Origin of the sequence: Pandoraea sp. (assembly GCF_041919235.1) — a bacterium.
Lineage (GTDB): Bacteria > Pseudomonadota > Gammaproteobacteria > Burkholderiales > Burkholderiaceae > Pandoraea.
Map to the genome: position 1 here is coordinate 1 of NZ_JAYRUC010000040.1, position 16,803 is coordinate 16,803.

Sequence of the window (16,803 nt, forward strand, 5' to 3'; positions counted from 1 at the left end):
ACTTTAAGTGAACATGGACCGCAGGAAGGCTATCACTCTCATCTCGGCCGCGTGTGCCGGACTCGTTGTCCGCAGCGGGGGCGCGGAAGCGTTGCCGGCGCAGGGGAAGATCTGGTACGTCACGCAAAGTGCAAAAAGCAGTGGGGATGGGAGAAGCTGGAGCACCGCCTTCCAATCGCCGCAGGAGGCTTTGGCTGTTGCTTCCTCGGGCGATGAAATCTGGGTGGCGCGCGGCACCTACCATCCTGATCTGAACGATGCAACCCGATCCTTCATCCTCAAGGAAGATGTCCATGTGTACGGCGGATTCGCCGGCACTGAAACCGTACGTGACCAGAGAAATTACGCCAAAAACGTCACGCTCTTGAGCGGCAACATCGGCAAGGGTGATAAGACCAAGAATACGCACACCGTCGTTTTGGGCGCGGATCGGGCCATCCTCGATGGATTCACGATCGCTGATGCTTACGGAACCGACAAGCCCAGACTGCATCTCTCGCCCGCCGACATCTTGAAGGGAGACATGGTGGTCGGCGGTGGGATGCGCAACTTCATGACCGGCCCCACCGTCCGGAACTGCGTCTTCAAGAACAATTTCTCTCCGAAAGGGGGCGCAGTCTACAACGTGCACAAACCGGGCACCGGACAGGCGACATTCATCAATGTCGATTTCATCGACAATACGGCGGGTCTTCGCGGTGGCGCGGTCAGTAATGATCTCGGCGCAATGCCTTGCTTCATCAATTGCCGCTTCGTCGGCAACAAGAGCGAGGACAAGGGCGGCGCAATCTACAATGATTTCGCCTCTACACCGTTGCTTTTCAATGCGCTGCTCACGCGCAATGAGGCGAAGACTGCGGGCGGTATGGGCAATGACGGCGGCTCCTCGCCCCTGCTCGTCAATGTGTCAATCGTTGACAACAAGGCGAGCAGCGGCCTTGGTGCGGGGCTTTATCAGGGAACCGGTGCCAACAACAACCCAATCATCGTCCATTGTGTCGTCGACAACATTTACAACTGGCACGAGGATATCGTGTCCGAGGTCGGTTCCAAAGTGCCGAACGGACAGACGATTCGATTGGCCGAATTTTTGCCCATCAGCAATCTCGAAGGCCAGATCCGGCTGTCTGATCTCTCATTACCGCCGACCGGCGGCGTTGGCTACCGCACGGATCTCGATGGCGCCCAACTCCTGAAAGACAGGCTCGTGGAGACGCTTGTTCAGTTCTACACGCGGAACGAGGGCGTCGTCGAATATCGCGGGGAATACACGCGACCGCCCGTGCGTCGTCAAGCGGTCTCCGCAAGTGTCATCCACGTCGTTCCGAGTTCTTCCGCCGCCACTCAGGATGGCCTTTCCTGGGCGACTGCGCTGTCCGATCTGCAGGCGGCAATCGAACTGGCGTCGGTTTCCAATGCGTCGGTCTGGGTGAAGGCTGGCAACTATCACCCGGTTGAGCGGGGCGATGGCATCGCCGCCTTCATCTTGTACGACGACGTCAAGGTTTATGGCGGATTTTCCGGAACCGAAACAGCGCTGACGCAGCGCCGCTCGGATGCACCGCGCACGGTGCTCAGCGCAAGGCTTGCCGAGGGCCGTGATCGTTACCCGCATGTCGTCTACGGCGCCAACAACGCAGTACTCGATGGGCTGACGATTTGCGAGGGAAACGCCCTCGGCTTTACGTATAACGGCAAAGGTGGCGGATTGCTGGCGTATCACGCAGGCAAGACTTATTTGCCAAATGGGCTCAAGGCTTACCGCGCCGGGCGGACGCTTGAGCCATACAGCGATCCGGTCGGATTTACGATGACAATTCAGAATTGCCGATTCGAGCGGAACGTCGCTTTGGAGGGCGGGGCGATCTATGCCTTCGGCAAGGCAAATCTGACAATTGTCGATACGACGTTCAGTGGTAACCATGCGGTCTACGGAGGAGCGGTACTCGACCGGGAGGGCGTGACGTCGACACACCGGAATTCTTCCTTCATCGACAATGAGGCAACGTGCGATGGCGCAGCTGCTTATGAAGATTACGGTTCCCTCGTCACTTTCGATCAGACTGTGTTTCTGAGAAATCGGGCGCGCGAGCATGGGGGGGGCATCTACCTGATCAGCCGCGCATCGCAAGTTGGAGCGACGAGCGTGACTGTAAAAAAGAGCAAATTCCTGGGTAATAAGGCGCTGGCGGGCGACAGCGTTTACAACCTTGACGGTTGCACGCTATCCATCGAAGACACAGCGTATCCGTCCAACTCGATCCATAGTCCGAAAGGATGAAAGGATGAAAGGATGAAAGACGAGTGGCCCGGCCCGCGCCGAGGAGAGACGTGGTGGATGACGTGATAAGCCACGATGGATTGACGACGCGAGCCGGCCTCACGCTGTTCTCAACGCGCTGACACCAGCCGAATTCGCCGGGCAATTGGTGGTTTTGCCCGGAGCAACTTGCCCTCGTAACGCCGAAAATCTCGCCCCGAATTCGTTCTGGAGAACCCCGGCGGATCAGGGGCTGCGAACCGCTTGACGCTCGTGGTACCAAGAGTTCACTCAGGTCACGTTCATCGTGCGCATAGGCATATTCCTATCTTGGTTGCGGCGCAGCAATTTATGCTTGACGCTGCAAATTGGCCTCAGTTACCATCCGCCCTGTCTTCAATTTCAGGGGTTTGTCCGTGAATTCCGATGCCAGTAGTAGTCGATCTTCGATCGACTGATTGCCTGAGGATCCACAGCCCCACTCTGTGCCGCGTCCTCATGCAGGATGCGGTGTCTAGCGCCCACGAACGCTCTCGCTGAGCAAAACTTCTTCGGCGCGATTCCCGCAAAAATTTCCATTGTCGTGCCCGTGCTGGGCGTTGACGTCTTGCGCATGCTTCCTGGCATCGCGACGTTGCGCGCGCACGAGCCGGTCGTCCCTGCCGCGTGCGGTTCGGACGATTCGCAGCCATGCGAGGAAGTCATGCGCGCTTTTCAAACATTTCAGGCTTTTCAGAGCCAACCGACGCACACTCGCCCGGTGTCGCGTCTGACCATTGTCTGCCTGGCCGATGCCCTCGGGGCATTGCGCAAGCAGATGTTCATCGACCTCACCGCCCTCGGCCTTCGCGCCACACAGGTCAGCATTACGCGCTCGAGCGATCGTGACGAAGCCTCGGCGACCGTCACGCTCGACTGTCCGCTCGCCTCGCGTGCGTCGCTCACATCACTGGTCATGCGCCTTTCAGGCGAACGCAGCGTGCGGCGTGTGGTCTGGTCTGACGACGCGGCCCGCCGCCCAATCGGCGCCGCCATGCCCATGCACGGGTAGTGCAGGAGCGCTGATCGACCGACGGAGGACGTGCAGGGCACGAACTTGCGTGCGTCGGTGTAACGAAAAGCGAAATTTAAGGAGTCCGATATGGAAGACGGAAGTGGCCGAATGAGGCCCGTCGGACCCGCGCGCGTGGCGCATGGGCTTCCGGCGGGCGATCCCCAATATTTCACATTCACCGACCGCGCGCCGCGCGGCGCGGCAGGGTGCGTTCGCGCGTTATTCCGGAGACCTGACCTCCGGTGACGCCTGACGAGACCCGCCGGCCGCCATGCCAGCGTAAGCCGCGCCAGGACATCGTCATGATCAAAAACCTTCGCTCGCGCCGTAAGCAGCGCGGCTTCGTCGAACACTCGACAACCTCCGACCTGCCGCTCGCGGGCCCCGACGCCGTGGCCCGTCTGGCGACAGAGCCGCTGCGGGACGTCCTCCACACCCTGGGCACCGACCTGGACGGCCTCACGCTGGCCGATGTCGGCCAGCGTCAGACCCGTTACGGTCCCAACGAAATCGCGCACGACAAGCCGCCCCACTGGGCGATGCAATTGTTCAGCGCGTTCAAGAACCCATTCGTGATGGTATTGCTGGTGCTCGCCACCGTCAGCTACTTTACCGACGTCTATTTCGCCGATCCGGGCGAGCAGGACTACATGGGCCTCTCCATCCTGCTGACCATGGTGACGATCAGCGGATTGTTGCGCTTTTTCTCCGAGTTTCGCTCACTGCGTGCGGCCGAGAAGCTCAAGGCGATGGTGCGCACCACGGCGAGCGTTCGCCGCAGGATGATGGCCTCCGGCGAGTCGGAGCGTCACGAGGTCGCCATGCGCGAGTTGGTCGTGGGCGACATCGTGACGCTCCAGGCGGGCGACATGATCCCGGCCGACCTGCGACTGATCGAATCGCGCGACCTGTTCATCAGTCAGGCCGTGCTCACCGGCGAGGCGCTTCCGGTCGAGAAATACGACACTCTCGGCGCCGTCGCACAAAAGTCGGCCGGCATTGACGCAGGGCAGGGCAATGCGAGCCTGCTCGACCTGTCCAACGTCTGCTTCATGGGCACGAACGTGGTGAGCGGCACGGCCACCGGCGTAGTCGTTGCCACGGCGGGTGACACGTATTTCGGCGCCCTGGCGAAGAACGTCGTGAGCCACAAGCGGGTGGAGACGAGCTTCGACCGTGGCGTGAACAGCGTGAGCTGGCTGCTCATTCGGTTCATGCTGGTGATGGTGCCGGTCGTCTTCATGATCAACGGGCTGACCAAGGGCGACTGGGTGAGCGCGCTGACGTTCGCGCTGGCCGTGGCCGTCGGACTGACGCCGGAAATGCTGCCGATGATCGTGAGCGCCAACCTGGCGCGCGGCGCACTGGCGATGTCGCGCCGCAAGGTGGTGGTCAAGCGCTTGAACTCGGTGCAGAACTTCGGCGCGATGGATGTGCTGTGCACCGACAAGACCGGCACGCTCACGCAGGATCGCATCATTCTCGAGCAGCATCTCGACGTGGCGGGCGACGAGCGCGAGGATGTGCTGCGCTTGGGCTGGCTCAACAGCTATCACCAGAGCGGGCAGCGCAACCTGATCGACGTTGCGATCATCCGGCGTGCCAACGAGATCGGCGAGTCGGTGCAACCGCGCGAGTTCACCAAGATCGATGAACTGCCGTTCGACTTCGTGCGTCGTCGTCTGTCGGTCGTGGTAGCCAACGAGCGCGGCGAGCACTTGATGATCACCAAGGGGGCCGTTGAAGAAATGCTCTCGGTCTCCACACATGTGGAGACCCCGCAAGGGGTGCGCGTGCTTGACGCCTCGGCGCGCGCCATTCTGCTTGCCCGCGCCGAGGCATACAACGCCGACGGCTTCCGCGTACTGGTGGTCGCGAGGCGAGACATTCCGGCAGGAGAGGCGAAGGCTCAGTACAAGACGTCCGACGAAGCCGGCCTCACGGTATGCGGCTTCCTGACCTTCCTCGATCCGCCTAAAGATTCGGCGGCCCCGGCCCTTGCCGCACTGCGCGAGCATGGCGTGACAGTGAAAGTGCTCACCGGCGACAACCCGATCGTCACGATCAACGTGTGCCGTCAGGTGGGACTCGAGCCAGGCACGCCGCTGCTGGGCACGGACATCGAGGCGATGGACGACGCCGCGTTGCGCGAAGCGGTTGGCCGCACGACCGTGTTCGCCAAGCTTGCACCGTTGCACAAGGCACGCGTGGTCAAGGCACTGCAGGCCAACGGGCACACCGTGGGCTTCCTGGGCGACGGCATCAACGACGCACCTGCGCTGCGCGATGCCGACGTCGGCATCTCGGTGGACACCGGCGCAGATATCGCCAAGGAGACCGCCGACATCATCCTGCTCGAAAAGAGCCTGATGGTGCTCGAAGAGGGCGTGATCAAGGGGCGCGAGACGTTCGGCAACATCCTCAAGTACCTGAACATGACGGCCAGCTCGAACTTCGGCAACGTGTTCTCAGTGCTGGTGGCGAGCGCGTTCCTGCCGTGGCAGCCGATGCTCGCGATGCAATTGCTCGTGCAGAACCTCGTCTACGACATCTCGCAGATGTTCCTGCCTTGGGATCGCATGGATCCGGAGTTCCTCAAGAAGCCGCGCAAGTGGGATGCGGGCAATATCCGGCGCTTCATGCTGTGGCTCGGGCCGACCTCGTCGGTGTTCGATATCACGACCTATGCGTTGATGTGGACGGTCTTCGGTGCGGGCGCGCTTTACCACGCCCATGGTGGAGATGCGGGGCAGGTCATCATGAACTCGGGCTGGTTCGTCGAAGGCCTGGTGTCGCAGACGCTGGTGGTCCACTTGCTGCGCACGCAGAAGATCCCGTTCCTGCAGAGCACGCCCGCGCTGCCGATCATGCTCTCGACGTCGGTGGCGATTGCGCTGGCGTGCTGGCTGCCGTATTCGCCGTTTGCCGAGGCGCTGGGCTTCGTTGCACTGCCGGGTTCGTACTTCTACTGGCTGGTGGCGACCATGCTCGGTTACATCGCGCTCGCCCAGGTCGTGAAGACGATCTACATCCGCCGCTTCGGCCGCTGGTTCTGATCGGGCGTTGATCGAGGCCTCAACGCGTATTTTTTGTGATGCGATGCTTCCGCCCTGCGGGGTGGAAGCGCGCAACTCACGCAAACGCCCCGACGCCTCGCGCGCGGGGCGTCACATGTAAGAAAGAGAACGACTCATGAAGAAGCAACTGATGTATCTGGCGCTGTGCTGTCCGCTGAGCGCCTTCGCCGCACACCCGCTGGTCACCGACGATACGGGCACGCAGGGGGACGGCAACTGGCAATTCGAGACGAATGGCGAAGTCACGTCGAAGCAGCCGGAGATCGGCCGCCAGACGCTTTGGAACAGCACGCTCACGCGCGGTGTGGGCGAGGCCCTCGACTTCTACGTCGACGTGCCTTACACGCACCTGCAGAACCGCGCCGACGGTGCGGGCAACGGAATCGGCGATGTGGAGACCGGCGCCAAGTGGCGCATGTACGACAACGGAGCATTGAGCATCGGCGTGAAGCCGTACCTGACCTTTCCCACGGGCAACGACCAACGCGGGCTCGGCACCGGCCGGGTGAACGCCGGTGCGACGCTGCTCACGCAGTACGAGATCGACAAATGGACGTTTCTGTTCAACGCGGGCGCGCTCTATCAGCCGAATCGGCAGGGGCAACGCCAGTCGCAGTGGAAGGTCTCGGGCGCGGTGCTTTATCGCGTCTTGCCGACGACGCAACTCATCCTGGACGTGGGCACGTCGCAGAACCCCGACTTCGCCGAAAAGACCCACCCGGCGTTCATGATTCTCGGGGCGATCTACAGCCCGAAGCCCTGGCTGGACCTCGACGTCGGCTACCGGCGCGGCCTCAACCCCCAGACGTACGACTATTCGTGGATGGGCGGGATGACCGTTCGCTGGTAAGTCTGCCAAGTCTTTCCAGTCGATCAAGTCGATCAAGTCTTTCAATCGGGGCGGCAGCGGAACGCGGCAGCAGGGCGGTAGGGCAATAAGATGCCTTTCGAAGCCATGTTAAACTGCCTCTCAGAAGCTTCGCGCGGCACGCCGTGCCGCGCGGTACGTTCCTGCTGTGCTCCCCGCCGAATGCGACTCACCGACCATACCGATTACAGTTTGCGCACGCTGATCTACGTCGCGGTTCATCCCGACGAACTGGTGCATGTGCAGGCCGTGGCGGATGCGTTCGACATTCCCAAGAATCACCTCGTGAAGATTGTGCAGAAGCTCGGTCAACTGGGTTTTTTGCACACGGTGCGCGGTCGCTCGGGTGGGATTCGCCTGGGACGCGCGCCGGAGCGCATTGGCCTTGGTGAAGTGGTGCGAGCGATGGAGCCTGATTTCGCGATGGTCGAATGCTTCCATCCGGGCGACAACGCTTGCGTCATCACGTCGGCGTGCGACCTGCGCAGCGTCCTCGGCGAGGCATTGCGCGCCTACTTCGCGGTGCTCGACCGCTACACGCTGGCCGATCTGGTCGGCAAACCCGCCGTGTTGCGTCGCCTGCTCGGGGACGCGGTAGCCGCGGTCATTCCGGTGGCTGATATCAAGGTCAAACGACGCGTCACCGAGAAGTAATCCCGAATCGTCTTTCGAATCGAGCGGGTAGCGACGCTGCCGAACCAGCGCGTTTGCCGCAGTTCAGTCCCGACGTTGAACCAATCGCAAGCCGCTCGCAAGACACCCTGCGGTGGAGAACGCTGCACCCCACGCCAGTGCCCACGTCGGACCACGTGCGCCCGCGACACCGAGTGCCAGGGCGACGAGCGCGGCTCCCGTCGCCTGGCCCAACAGCCGCGATGTGCCCACCATGCCGCTCGCACCGCCACTGCGCTCGGGCGGTGCGCTGTGCATGAAGGCTTTCAGGTTCGGCGACTGGAAGAAGCCGAAGCCCAGGCCGCACAACGCCATCCGCCAGCCGATGTCCCACAGTTGTGCGTGCTCGGGCATGATCGCGAGCAACCCCATGCCCGCGCTCAACATCCCCAGACCGATCGCGCCGAGCGCGCCAGGCGGATAGCGGTCCGACAGCCGCCCTGCCAATGGCGCAATCGCTGCCACGAAGAACGGCCACGGTGTCATCAAAAAGCCCGTCTCGATGGGGCTGCGATGCAACACGTTTTCGAAATAGAACGGCAGCGACACGAGCCCAAGTCCTTGCGTCGCAAACGCACAGATGGCCGTGATCGTCGAGAGCGCAAACGCGGGCAGACGCAGCAAATCGACCGGCAGCATCGGCGCGCGATGGCCGCGCTCGCGGCGAATCAACGCCCAGCCGAACACCAGTGCCCCGACAAAGCAGGCCAGCGTCAGACGCCAATCGGCGCGCTGTGCGCTCTGACTCAGCGCAAAGATCAACAGCGCAAACGTTGCCACATTGAGCAACGCGGCAACCATGTCCGGCTTATGCTCGCTGCGTGGCGTGTCCGGCAGGTTGCGACGCGAGAATGCCAACGCCAGCAACGCCGTCGGCACGTTGATCAGGAACAGCCACGGCCAACTTCCAAACGCGAGCACGAGCGACGCAACCGTCGGCCCGATGGCGAACGAAATACCCACGATCAGGGCGTTCAAGCCAACGCCGCGCCCAAGCTGATGCGCCGGGTACAGGAAGCGAATGAGCGCGATGTTGACGCTCATCACTGCGGCGGCGCCCACCCCTTGCAACACACGCGCACTGGCGAGAAACCCAAGTGTCGGCGACAGCGCACACAGCAGCGACGCCACAAGAAACACCGCCACGCCCGACATGAACACGCGCTTGTGGCCAATGCGCTCGCCCAGCGATGCGAACGGGAGCAGCGTCGCCACCATCGCCAATTGGTAGGCGTTCACGATCCAGACCGATGCCGAGGGCGTCGTGTTCAGATCGAGCGCCATCTGCGGCAGGGCCGTGTTGGCGATCGCGGTGTCGAGACTCGCGAGCGAGACGGCGAGCAGGATCGCCGTCATGGCGAGGCCGCGGCCCGTGACGGGGGGCTCGTGAGATTGCGCCGCAACAGCGGCGCTGGCCGCCGGGGTTTCGGCGGTGGGTGGCAGCGACGACATGATGGGTCAGCCCTCGGCCAGAATTTGACGGATGGCCTGTTCGAAGACTTCCGGCGGTTGGCCACCGCTCACGAGATGCCGGTTGTTGAAGATGATCGCCGGCACCGAGCGGATGCCGAGATTCTGATAGTGACGCTCCAGCGCGCGGACCTGCTCGACGTATTCGTCCGAGGCGAGGATCGCGCGCGCCCGCGCCGTGTCGAGGCCGGCTTGCTGCGCGGCGTCGACGAGCACTTCCGGATCGCTCGTGCGCTTGCCGTCGACGAAATAGGCGCGCAACAGCGCATCCTTGAGGGCAAGCTGCTTGTCGTTGCCAACGGTCTGTGCCCAGTACAGCAGACGATGTGCGTCGAACGTGTTGTACGCGTGCGTGCGCAGATCCATGCGCATGGGGAATCCCTCGGCCGCCGCCCGTGTGCTGATGTTCGCCTGATTCTGCGCCAACTGCTCTGGCGACAGCCCATACTTGTGCGCCATGTAATCGGCAAGCGGCACGCCTTGCGCCGGCATGTCGGGATTCAGTTCGAAGGGGCTGAAATGCAGGTCGGCATCGACCTCGTCGCCCAGGCGGCCGAGTGCGGTCTTCAGCGAAGCAAGGCCGATCGCGCACCAGGGGCAGGCAACATCGGAGACAAAATCAATCTTGAGTGTGGCGGGCATGGTCTGACGGCGCCGCAGTGGCGCGTGCAATGAGAAACGCGTCGCCTGGTGCGACGCAACGGGGCAATCGTCGCACAATTCGGCAATTCTCGCCGAACCCGGCCAAGACGGCGTGGCAAGCGTTTATTCATGCCGCTTTCGCAGCGTATGCGAGAGAAGGCGGCTGAAGAAAGTCGTTTTGCTCAATAAAATAATCGTTTTGTCTGGTGACTCGATGTAGTCCGGCGGCGAGAAGCGCGAAGTGGGGCGTCGCAGCGGTGTGGCAATGCGAAATTGCGCGTGGCGTTGATGGCGCTTGTGCTGATCGATCGCCGGGAGTGCGCTAGCATCATCGGAAATCCTCCCACCCTTGGTTTTGCTGCCTCATGTCCAACGACGTTCATTTCTATGACCCGGCCAAAGGTCACGGCCTGCCGCACGATCCGTTCAAGGCCATTGTCGCGCCGCGCGTGATCGGCTGGATTTCCAGCCGCGACGCGCAGGGCCTGATCAATCTTGCCCCCTACAGCTTCTTCGGCGCCTTCGCGACGTTCCCGCCCATCATCGGGTTCTGTAGCGAGGGCTTCAAAGACTCCATCGCAAACATTGAAGCCACGCGCGAGTTCGTTTGGAACTTCACGAGCGAGTCGCTCGTCACGCAGATGAACCGAACATCGGCGCCCGTGCCGCATGGCGTCGACGAGTTCGAATTGGCGGGGCTGACGAAGGCGCCGGGGGTCAATGTGGATGTGCCGCATGTGGCCGAGTCGCCAGCGTCGCTCGAATGCAAGTTGCTGCAGATCGTGCGCCTGCACGACCTCGACGCAAAGCCGATGGACAACTGGCTCGCGCTCGGGCAAGTCGTCGGGGTGCACATCCGCCGCGAGTACCTACGTGAGGACGGTCGCTTCGATACGGCGAAGGCCCACCCGGTGATGCGGGCAGGATATCTCGGCGATTATGCGGAGATTGGTCCGATGTTCGACCTGCGTCGCCCGAAGGCCTGATCGCAACCGATTTCCTCGCGAGATCACACCGATACTCGGCCGGTGTGTTCTCGTCCCCCCTCTTGCGCGCTTCGCGCTTCGCGTGTCGCGTGTCGCGTGTCGCGACGCCCGCAATGTCTTCATATTCGGCAATGCCCTATTGCCGAATTCGGCATGTATCTCGATTGACTTCGCCGCGTGCGGATCGACCGGCGCTGCCGCATATGGCTGCGCGGGCACGACAGCGCCGACGCAATCGCAGGCGGTTCGCCCGGATGATCCAGTCGCAATCGTTTGTAAAATTTGCTGCAATGCAAAAGTTTTTCGAGACGCGTATGCTTGCCACCTTCGTTGACGCCGCCACGCCTGGCGTTTCTCCCCGCAGGCATTGATCTGCTTTGATTTTCATGCGTCGCAGCCCGCGATGCGTGAGGGACAGGCTCGTGCGTCGCTGTGTCGATAAAGCGCGTTGGCGCTGAATTTTTGTTGCAGCACATCAGGACCGCTCATGCTCCCTCTCCTGTCCCTTCTCATCTGGCTTCCTATCGTCGCTGGCGCGCTCGTCATGCTGCTCGGCCAGGATCGTCATCCCAATGCGGTGCGTTGCACCTCACTCGTTGCTGCCGTGATCTCGGCGGTACCGATCGTACCGCTGTTGCACGGTTTTCAAACCCGCGTTGCCAGTCTTCAGTTCGTGGAGCGCTTTCGCGGGATCGACGCGTTCGATGCGTCGTGGCATGTGGGCGTCGACGGCATTTCGCTGTGGCTCGTGGCGCTGACGGGTGTGACAACGATCATTGTCGTGCTGGCATCGTGGCGCGCCGTGACGACGCATATGAGCGCGTACTTCGGCAGCTTCCTGGTGCTATCGGGTTTGATGCAGGGCGTGTTTACTGCGCAGGATGGCATGTTGTTCTTCGTGTTCTTCGAAGCGACGCTGCTGCCCTTGTATCTTCTGATTGGCGTTTATGGACGCGCCAATCGCACCCGCGCCGCCGTGAAGTTCTTTTTCTTCTCACTGACCGGCTCACTGATGATGCTGCTCTCGATGCTCTATCTGTACACGCAGACGCAGAGCTTCGAGATCGCGCGTTGGCAGGCGCTGCATCTGCCGCTGGCCGTGCAGGTGATGTTGTTCATCGGCTTTCTGGGCGCGTTCTCGGTCAAGGTGCCGATGTGGCCTGTGCATACGTGGCTGCCAGAGGTGCATCTCGACGGACCGACCGGCGCTGCCGTCATGCTCGGTATGCTCAAACTCGGTGGCTACGGGCTGCTTCGTTTCAATCTGCCGTTATTGCCGGATGCGAGTCATTTCCTTGCGCCGCTCATGGTCTTGCTGTCGTTGATTGCCGTGATTTACGCGAGTCTGGTAGCCCTGGTGCAAACCGATCTGCGCAAGCTGCTGGCCTATTCGGCCGTCGCGCACATGGGGTTGGTGACGCTCGGGCTGTTTCTCTTCTCGGAGATGGGCACCGACGGTGCGGTCATGCAGATGATTTCGTACGGCATTGTCTCGGGTGCGATGCTGCTGTGCACGGGGATGTTGTACGACCGTACCGCGAGCGCGTCGATCGACGCATACGGTGGCGTGGCGGTCACCATGCCGCGCTTTGCTGCGTTCGCGATGCTGTTCTCGATGGCGAATGTCGGCATGCCGGGAACGTCGGGCTTCGTTGGCGAGTTTCTTGTGTTGATGGGGGCGATCAAGGTCGATTTCTGGATGGGCGCGTTGGCGTCGCTGACGCTCGTGCTGAGTGCGGCCTATACGCTGTGGATGTATAAGCGGGTGATTTTCGGTCGTGTGGGCAATGCGCGTGTGGCGTCGCTCATGGATGTGAGCCGTCGTGAGTTCGCGCTGCTCGGCGCGATGGCGGTCATGGTGCTGGGCATCGGGGTCGATCCGAAGCTGTTGACCGACGGCATCGATGCAACGGCGATCCAGGCGGTGCAGAACATAGAGCATCATCGTATGCGCGAACGCGATCCGGGCGATAGCGAGATGGCAGGTCACCGGCATGGCAATGCTGCCGGACAAGCGGCGCAGACGACGAAGGGTGAACCGCCCGCCGCGTGATCGATGTCGGTGCGATTCATCGAAACGGGCGCCATGCGCCCGTTTGTCATTGGGGAGGGGCGTGGAGCGCTGGCGGCCGCGCCCACCGGGCACCCGGAACCTGAAGCGACGCGCCGATGCGGGCGCGGCCGTAGCGAAGGCGCGTCTTAGGGGAATTACCGATCCTGCAATTCGCCACATTGCATACAATGTTTACGTAATTCGCCGTGTAGAGCGGTCCATTCCCAGATATTTGAAAACATTGCATACAATGGCGTCCACCCCGCCTACCCCGTTCACGCTGTCTTCTACCGACGTCTATCTGGCCATCAAGACTTCGCTGGCGGAACACGAGTACGCGGCCGGTCAGTATTTGCGCGAGACGCAGTTGGCGGAGCGCCTCGGCGTGAGTCGCACGCCGGTGCGTGAGGCGTTGCGCCGGCTCGATGCGGAGGGCTGGGTCGAAGCCGTGCCCAACTATGGAGTGCGCGTGCGGGCATGGACCGAGCAGGATGCGCGCGAGATTTTCGAGGCCCGGTTGTTGATCGAGCCCTATCTGGCGGGACGTGCGGCGCAGCGGGCGACCCACGAGGATGTCGTACGGTTGCGTGAACTCGCGGTGACGATGTTCGACATTGCGCGCGAGCCGCCGACGGCTGAGCTGACCGAACGATGGTTTGCGCTCAACGATGCGTTCCACGCCATCATCAGCAGCGGCGCTGGCAACGGCCGGCTCGACCGCTCACTCAAATCGATGAAAGAGACGCCACTGGTCAAGTGGACGTTCGATACCTACAACCCCGAAGACCGCGAGCGCAGTGCACGCCAGCACCTCGAGATCGTCGATGCGTTCGAGCAGCGCAACGGCGTCTGGGCTGAGGCGATCGTACGCTGCCATATTGCGGCGGCGCAGAGCGTGGTGCTCGGCCGTGCGCAGCGGGCCCAGGCTGGCGACGCGATTGCGTTCGCGTTGGCAGTGGAATAGCCGGTTCCATCAGCAGTACCCCGAAAACATCACGTCGAGAACGACGGAGGAGACAGCGCATGTTGAGTTCGGTAAACGCGGGGCCCCGGCTGGACCGGCTACCCATTTCTGGCTTCCATCGCCGGATCCTTTGGTTGATCGGGGGCGGCATGTTCCTCGATTCGTTCGATATCTACCTGGCCGGTGGCGTGCTGGGCGCATTGGCCAAGAGTGGCTGGTCGACGATGCAACTCAACGCCACGTTTCTCTCGGCGACCTTTGTCGGCATGTTGATCGGCGCGCTCACGGCCGGCGTGCTGGGCGATCGCAAGGGGCGCAAGTTTACCTATCAGTTTAACCTTGCGATCTTTGGTTTGGCGTCGCTGGCCGGTGCGTTTGCGCCCAATATGACGTGGCTGATCGTATGCCGCTTCTTCATGGGCCTCGGTCTTGGTGCGGAGATCGTGGTCGGTTATGGCTCGCTTGGTGAATTCGTTCCGCCGGCGGTGCGTGGCAAGTGGTCGGCGTATCTATCGCTGATTACGAATTCGGCGTTGTTCTTCTCGACCTTCCTCGGCTATCTCATCATTCCGTCGATCGGCTGGCGTGCGATGTTCGGGATCGTGGGGGTTGGCGCGTTGATCATGTGGTTCGTGCGCACCAAGATGCCGGAATCGCCGCGCTGGCTGGAATCGAAAGGGCGTTTCGACGAGGCCGAAGCCATCCTGCGTGCGGCCGAAGCGGAATCGGCGCGCGGTGGCGTATTGCCACCGGTTCGTCAGACCCCGCCGGTCGTCGCGCGGAAAACCACGCTGCTGGACTTGTTTTCGCGCGCGCAGATTCGTCGCACGCTGGTGGCGATCTGTGTGCAGGTCGGTATCAACGTGGTGATCTACGGCTTCATCGTCTGGGTGCCGACGTTCCTGATGAAGCAGGGCGTCGGCATGGCATCGTCGCTTGGCTATACGACATTGATGTCGCTCGGCGGACCGGCTGGCGCATTGGTGGGAGTGCTGGTGGCCGATCGCATTGGCCGCAAGAACGGCATGATCCTGGTGTCGGCGCTCGCTGCGTTGGTGGGGTGGGCCTATGGGCACTCAACCAGTGTGGAGATGGCTACAGTGCTGGGTTTCTTGCTGTTCACGCTGACGTATTTGATGGTGGCGCTCGGTATCGCGACTTATTGCCCTGAACTGTTCGCGACGGAGAACCGCATGCGCGGCAACGGCGTGGCGGGCTGTGCCGGCCGGGTCGCCGGGATTCTCGCGCCGCAGATGGTCGTCGCACTTTATGCGTCTGGCGGCATTCAGCACGTGCTCACGACGATTGCCTGTGTGCTGGCCGCCATGGCGATCGTACTTGCGCTGTTCGGCATCGAGACCAACCGGCGCTCGCTCGAGGACATCGCACCGAATGCAGGCACACCTGGCGCGGCCGGTCTCGCCGATGCGGGGTTGTCGGGGAAATCGCGTCACTGATACCCGGTGCGATACGGCGTCCGGCTTTGCAACGACGCGCGGCGCACGGGTGCTGCGCGTCGGCAATTTTGCTTCACTGACTTATTGGAATCGTTATGAACGCCCAAGAAAAACGCAGTCGACTCAAGGCGCGACTGGCGCAGCAAGACATCGTGGTTGCGCCGGGAATCTACGACATGATCTCGGTCACCCTGGCCGACGCGATGGAGTTTGACTGTCTCTATATGACGGGTTTCGGCACGGTAGCGTCATACCTTGGCGTGCCCGATGCCGGCCTTGCGACCTATACCGACATGGTCAATCGCGTGACGGCGTTCTGCGGCAACAGCCGCACGCCGCTGATCTGCGATGGTGACACCGGTTACGGCGGGTTGCTCAATGTCATGCACACGGTGCGCGGCTATGAGCGTGCGGGGGCGGCGGGCATTCAGCTCGAAGACCAGGAGTTCCCGAAGAAGTGCGGCCACACGCCGGGCCGTCGCGTGATTGTTGCCGACGAGATGGTCAAGAAGATCCAGGTTGCTGCGCAGACGCGTGATGACGCGAACTTTCAGATCGTTGCGCGCACCGATGCCCGGACATCGCTCGGATTGGACGAAGCGTTGCGTCGAGGCGAGGCTTATGTGAAGGCGGGCGCGGACATCTTGTTCATCGAGTCTCCGGAGAGCGTGGAGGAACTGGAGACGATTGGCAAGTCCTTCGACGTGCCGCTGCTGTGCAATATCGTCGAAGGGGGACGCACGCCGCAATTGTCGCCGGCGCAATTGCAGTCGCTCGGGTTTTCCATCGCAATCTATCCGGCGACGGGCTTTTTGGCCGCCGCACGCGCCCTTGAACGCGCGTACGCGCAGATCAAGGCCGGCAAGGGCACGATGGGAATCGACAACGACTTGTACCCGTTCCCGCAAATGTGCGAATTGATGGGCTTCCCCGAAGTGTGGGCATTCGATCGGGCCCATGCGGACTGAGTGATGAGTTCGCGCTGGGGGGGCGGGCGTGGAGTAAGCGCCTCGTTTCGTCTGCGCGATGACGCGGCGTCGTTGCTGCGTCATCGCGGCGTTCGCCCGGGCGCGAGTACGGCGCCGTGCTCCTTAGGTGTAGAAGTCGCGACCCGATCTGACAGTTACCCGTTTTGAAGGTGCCTGACTGTCAGATCAAATTCAGGTGGCCGATTTTTTCGTTCCACGCCTCCTTTCCTGCGATGAGGGTTTGCAGAGGCGTCCGACCGCAGCACATCTTACCTTGGTGGGTTCGCTCGCTGTTGTAATAGAGCAGCCATGCATCGAGATCCGTCTGAAGC

General features: G+C 62.0%; 12 protein-coding genes and 1 pseudogene. 10 read left to right on the forward strand and 3 right to left on the reverse strand.

Annotated features, from left to right (window positions below):
• Window positions 1–13 precede the first annotated feature (13 nt).
• The 5 genes from ACE3UG_RS21490 (at window position 14) to ACE3UG_RS21510 (ending at window position 7,913) form a co-directional block, all read left to right on the forward strand.
• Entirely contained in the window at window positions 14–2,281 is a 2,268-nt protein-coding gene (locus ACE3UG_RS21490) for a DUF1565 domain-containing protein (protein WP_374627734.1), read from the forward strand.
• Between the two features lie 682 nt (window positions 2,282–2,963).
• The gene (locus ACE3UG_RS21495) at window positions 2,964–3,311 is read left to right on the forward strand and encodes a hypothetical protein (RefSeq protein WP_374627736.1); all 348 of its coding nucleotides are present in this window, start codon (window positions 2,964–2,966) and stop codon (window positions 3,309–3,311) included.
• 305 nt (window positions 3,312–3,616) lie between these two features.
• Window positions 3,617–6,370: a magnesium-translocating P-type ATPase gene (gene mgtA / locus ACE3UG_RS21500; RefSeq protein WP_374627738.1), complete on the forward strand. Its 2,754-nt coding sequence runs from the start codon at window positions 3,617–3,619 to the stop codon at window positions 6,368–6,370.
• A gap of 136 nt (window positions 6,371–6,506) precedes the next feature.
• Complete coding sequence (locus tag ACE3UG_RS21505; protein WP_374627740.1) at window positions 6,507–7,241, forward strand: transporter; 735 nt, start codon at window positions 6,507–6,509, stop codon at window positions 7,239–7,241.
• Between the two features lie 180 nt (window positions 7,242–7,421).
• Window positions 7,422–7,913: an Rrf2 family transcriptional regulator gene (locus tag ACE3UG_RS21510; RefSeq protein WP_374627742.1), complete on the forward strand. Its 492-nt coding sequence runs from the start codon at window positions 7,422–7,424 to the stop codon at window positions 7,911–7,913.
• 63 nt (window positions 7,914–7,976) lie between these two features.
• Here the strand turns inward: ACE3UG_RS21510 and ACE3UG_RS21515 are convergent, their stop codons facing one another.
• On the reverse strand, window positions 7,977–9,383 hold the full coding sequence (locus ACE3UG_RS21515) for an MFS transporter (protein WP_374627744.1): 1,407 nt from the start codon (window positions 9,381–9,383) through the stop codon (window positions 7,977–7,979).
• A 6-nt stretch (window positions 9,384–9,389) separates the two neighbouring features.
• Window positions 9,390–10,043, reverse strand: a complete 654-nt coding sequence (locus ACE3UG_RS21520) for a DsbA family oxidoreductase (RefSeq protein ID WP_374627746.1) — start codon at window positions 10,041–10,043, stop codon at window positions 9,390–9,392.
• Window positions 10,044–10,408: 365 nt separating this feature from the next.
• On the opposite strand from ACE3UG_RS21520, the gene ACE3UG_RS21525 reads away from it, so the two are divergent.
• From ACE3UG_RS21525 to ACE3UG_RS21545, 5 genes are all read left to right on the forward strand, one after another.
• Complete coding sequence (locus tag ACE3UG_RS21525; protein WP_374627748.1) at window positions 10,409–11,029, forward strand: flavin reductase family protein; 621 nt, start codon at window positions 10,409–10,411, stop codon at window positions 11,027–11,029.
• Between the two features lie 487 nt (window positions 11,030–11,516).
• Complete coding sequence (locus ACE3UG_RS21530; RefSeq protein ID WP_374627750.1) at window positions 11,517–13,082, forward strand: NuoM family protein; 1,566 nt, start codon at window positions 11,517–11,519, stop codon at window positions 13,080–13,082.
• A gap of 250 nt (window positions 13,083–13,332) precedes the next feature.
• Window positions 13,333–14,046, forward strand: coding sequence for a GntR family transcriptional regulator (locus ACE3UG_RS21535; protein ID WP_374627752.1), 714 nt, complete (start codon window positions 13,333–13,335; stop codon window positions 14,044–14,046).
• A 59-nt stretch (window positions 14,047–14,105) separates the two neighbouring features.
• Window positions 14,106–15,503 (forward strand): MFS transporter, encoded by a 1,398-nt coding sequence (locus ACE3UG_RS21540; protein WP_374627754.1) that lies wholly within the window; start codon window positions 14,106–14,108, stop codon window positions 15,501–15,503.
• Between the two features lie 95 nt (window positions 15,504–15,598).
• On the forward strand, window positions 15,599–16,471 hold the full coding sequence (locus tag ACE3UG_RS21545; protein WP_374627756.1) for an oxaloacetate decarboxylase: 873 nt from the start codon (window positions 15,599–15,601) through the stop codon (window positions 16,469–16,471).
• 181 nt (window positions 16,472–16,652) lie between these two features.
• Here ACE3UG_RS21545 and ACE3UG_RS21550 read toward each other — a convergent pair.
• A pseudogene (locus tag ACE3UG_RS21550) lies at window positions 16,653–16,803 on the reverse strand (IS481 family transposase); the annotation flags it as partial.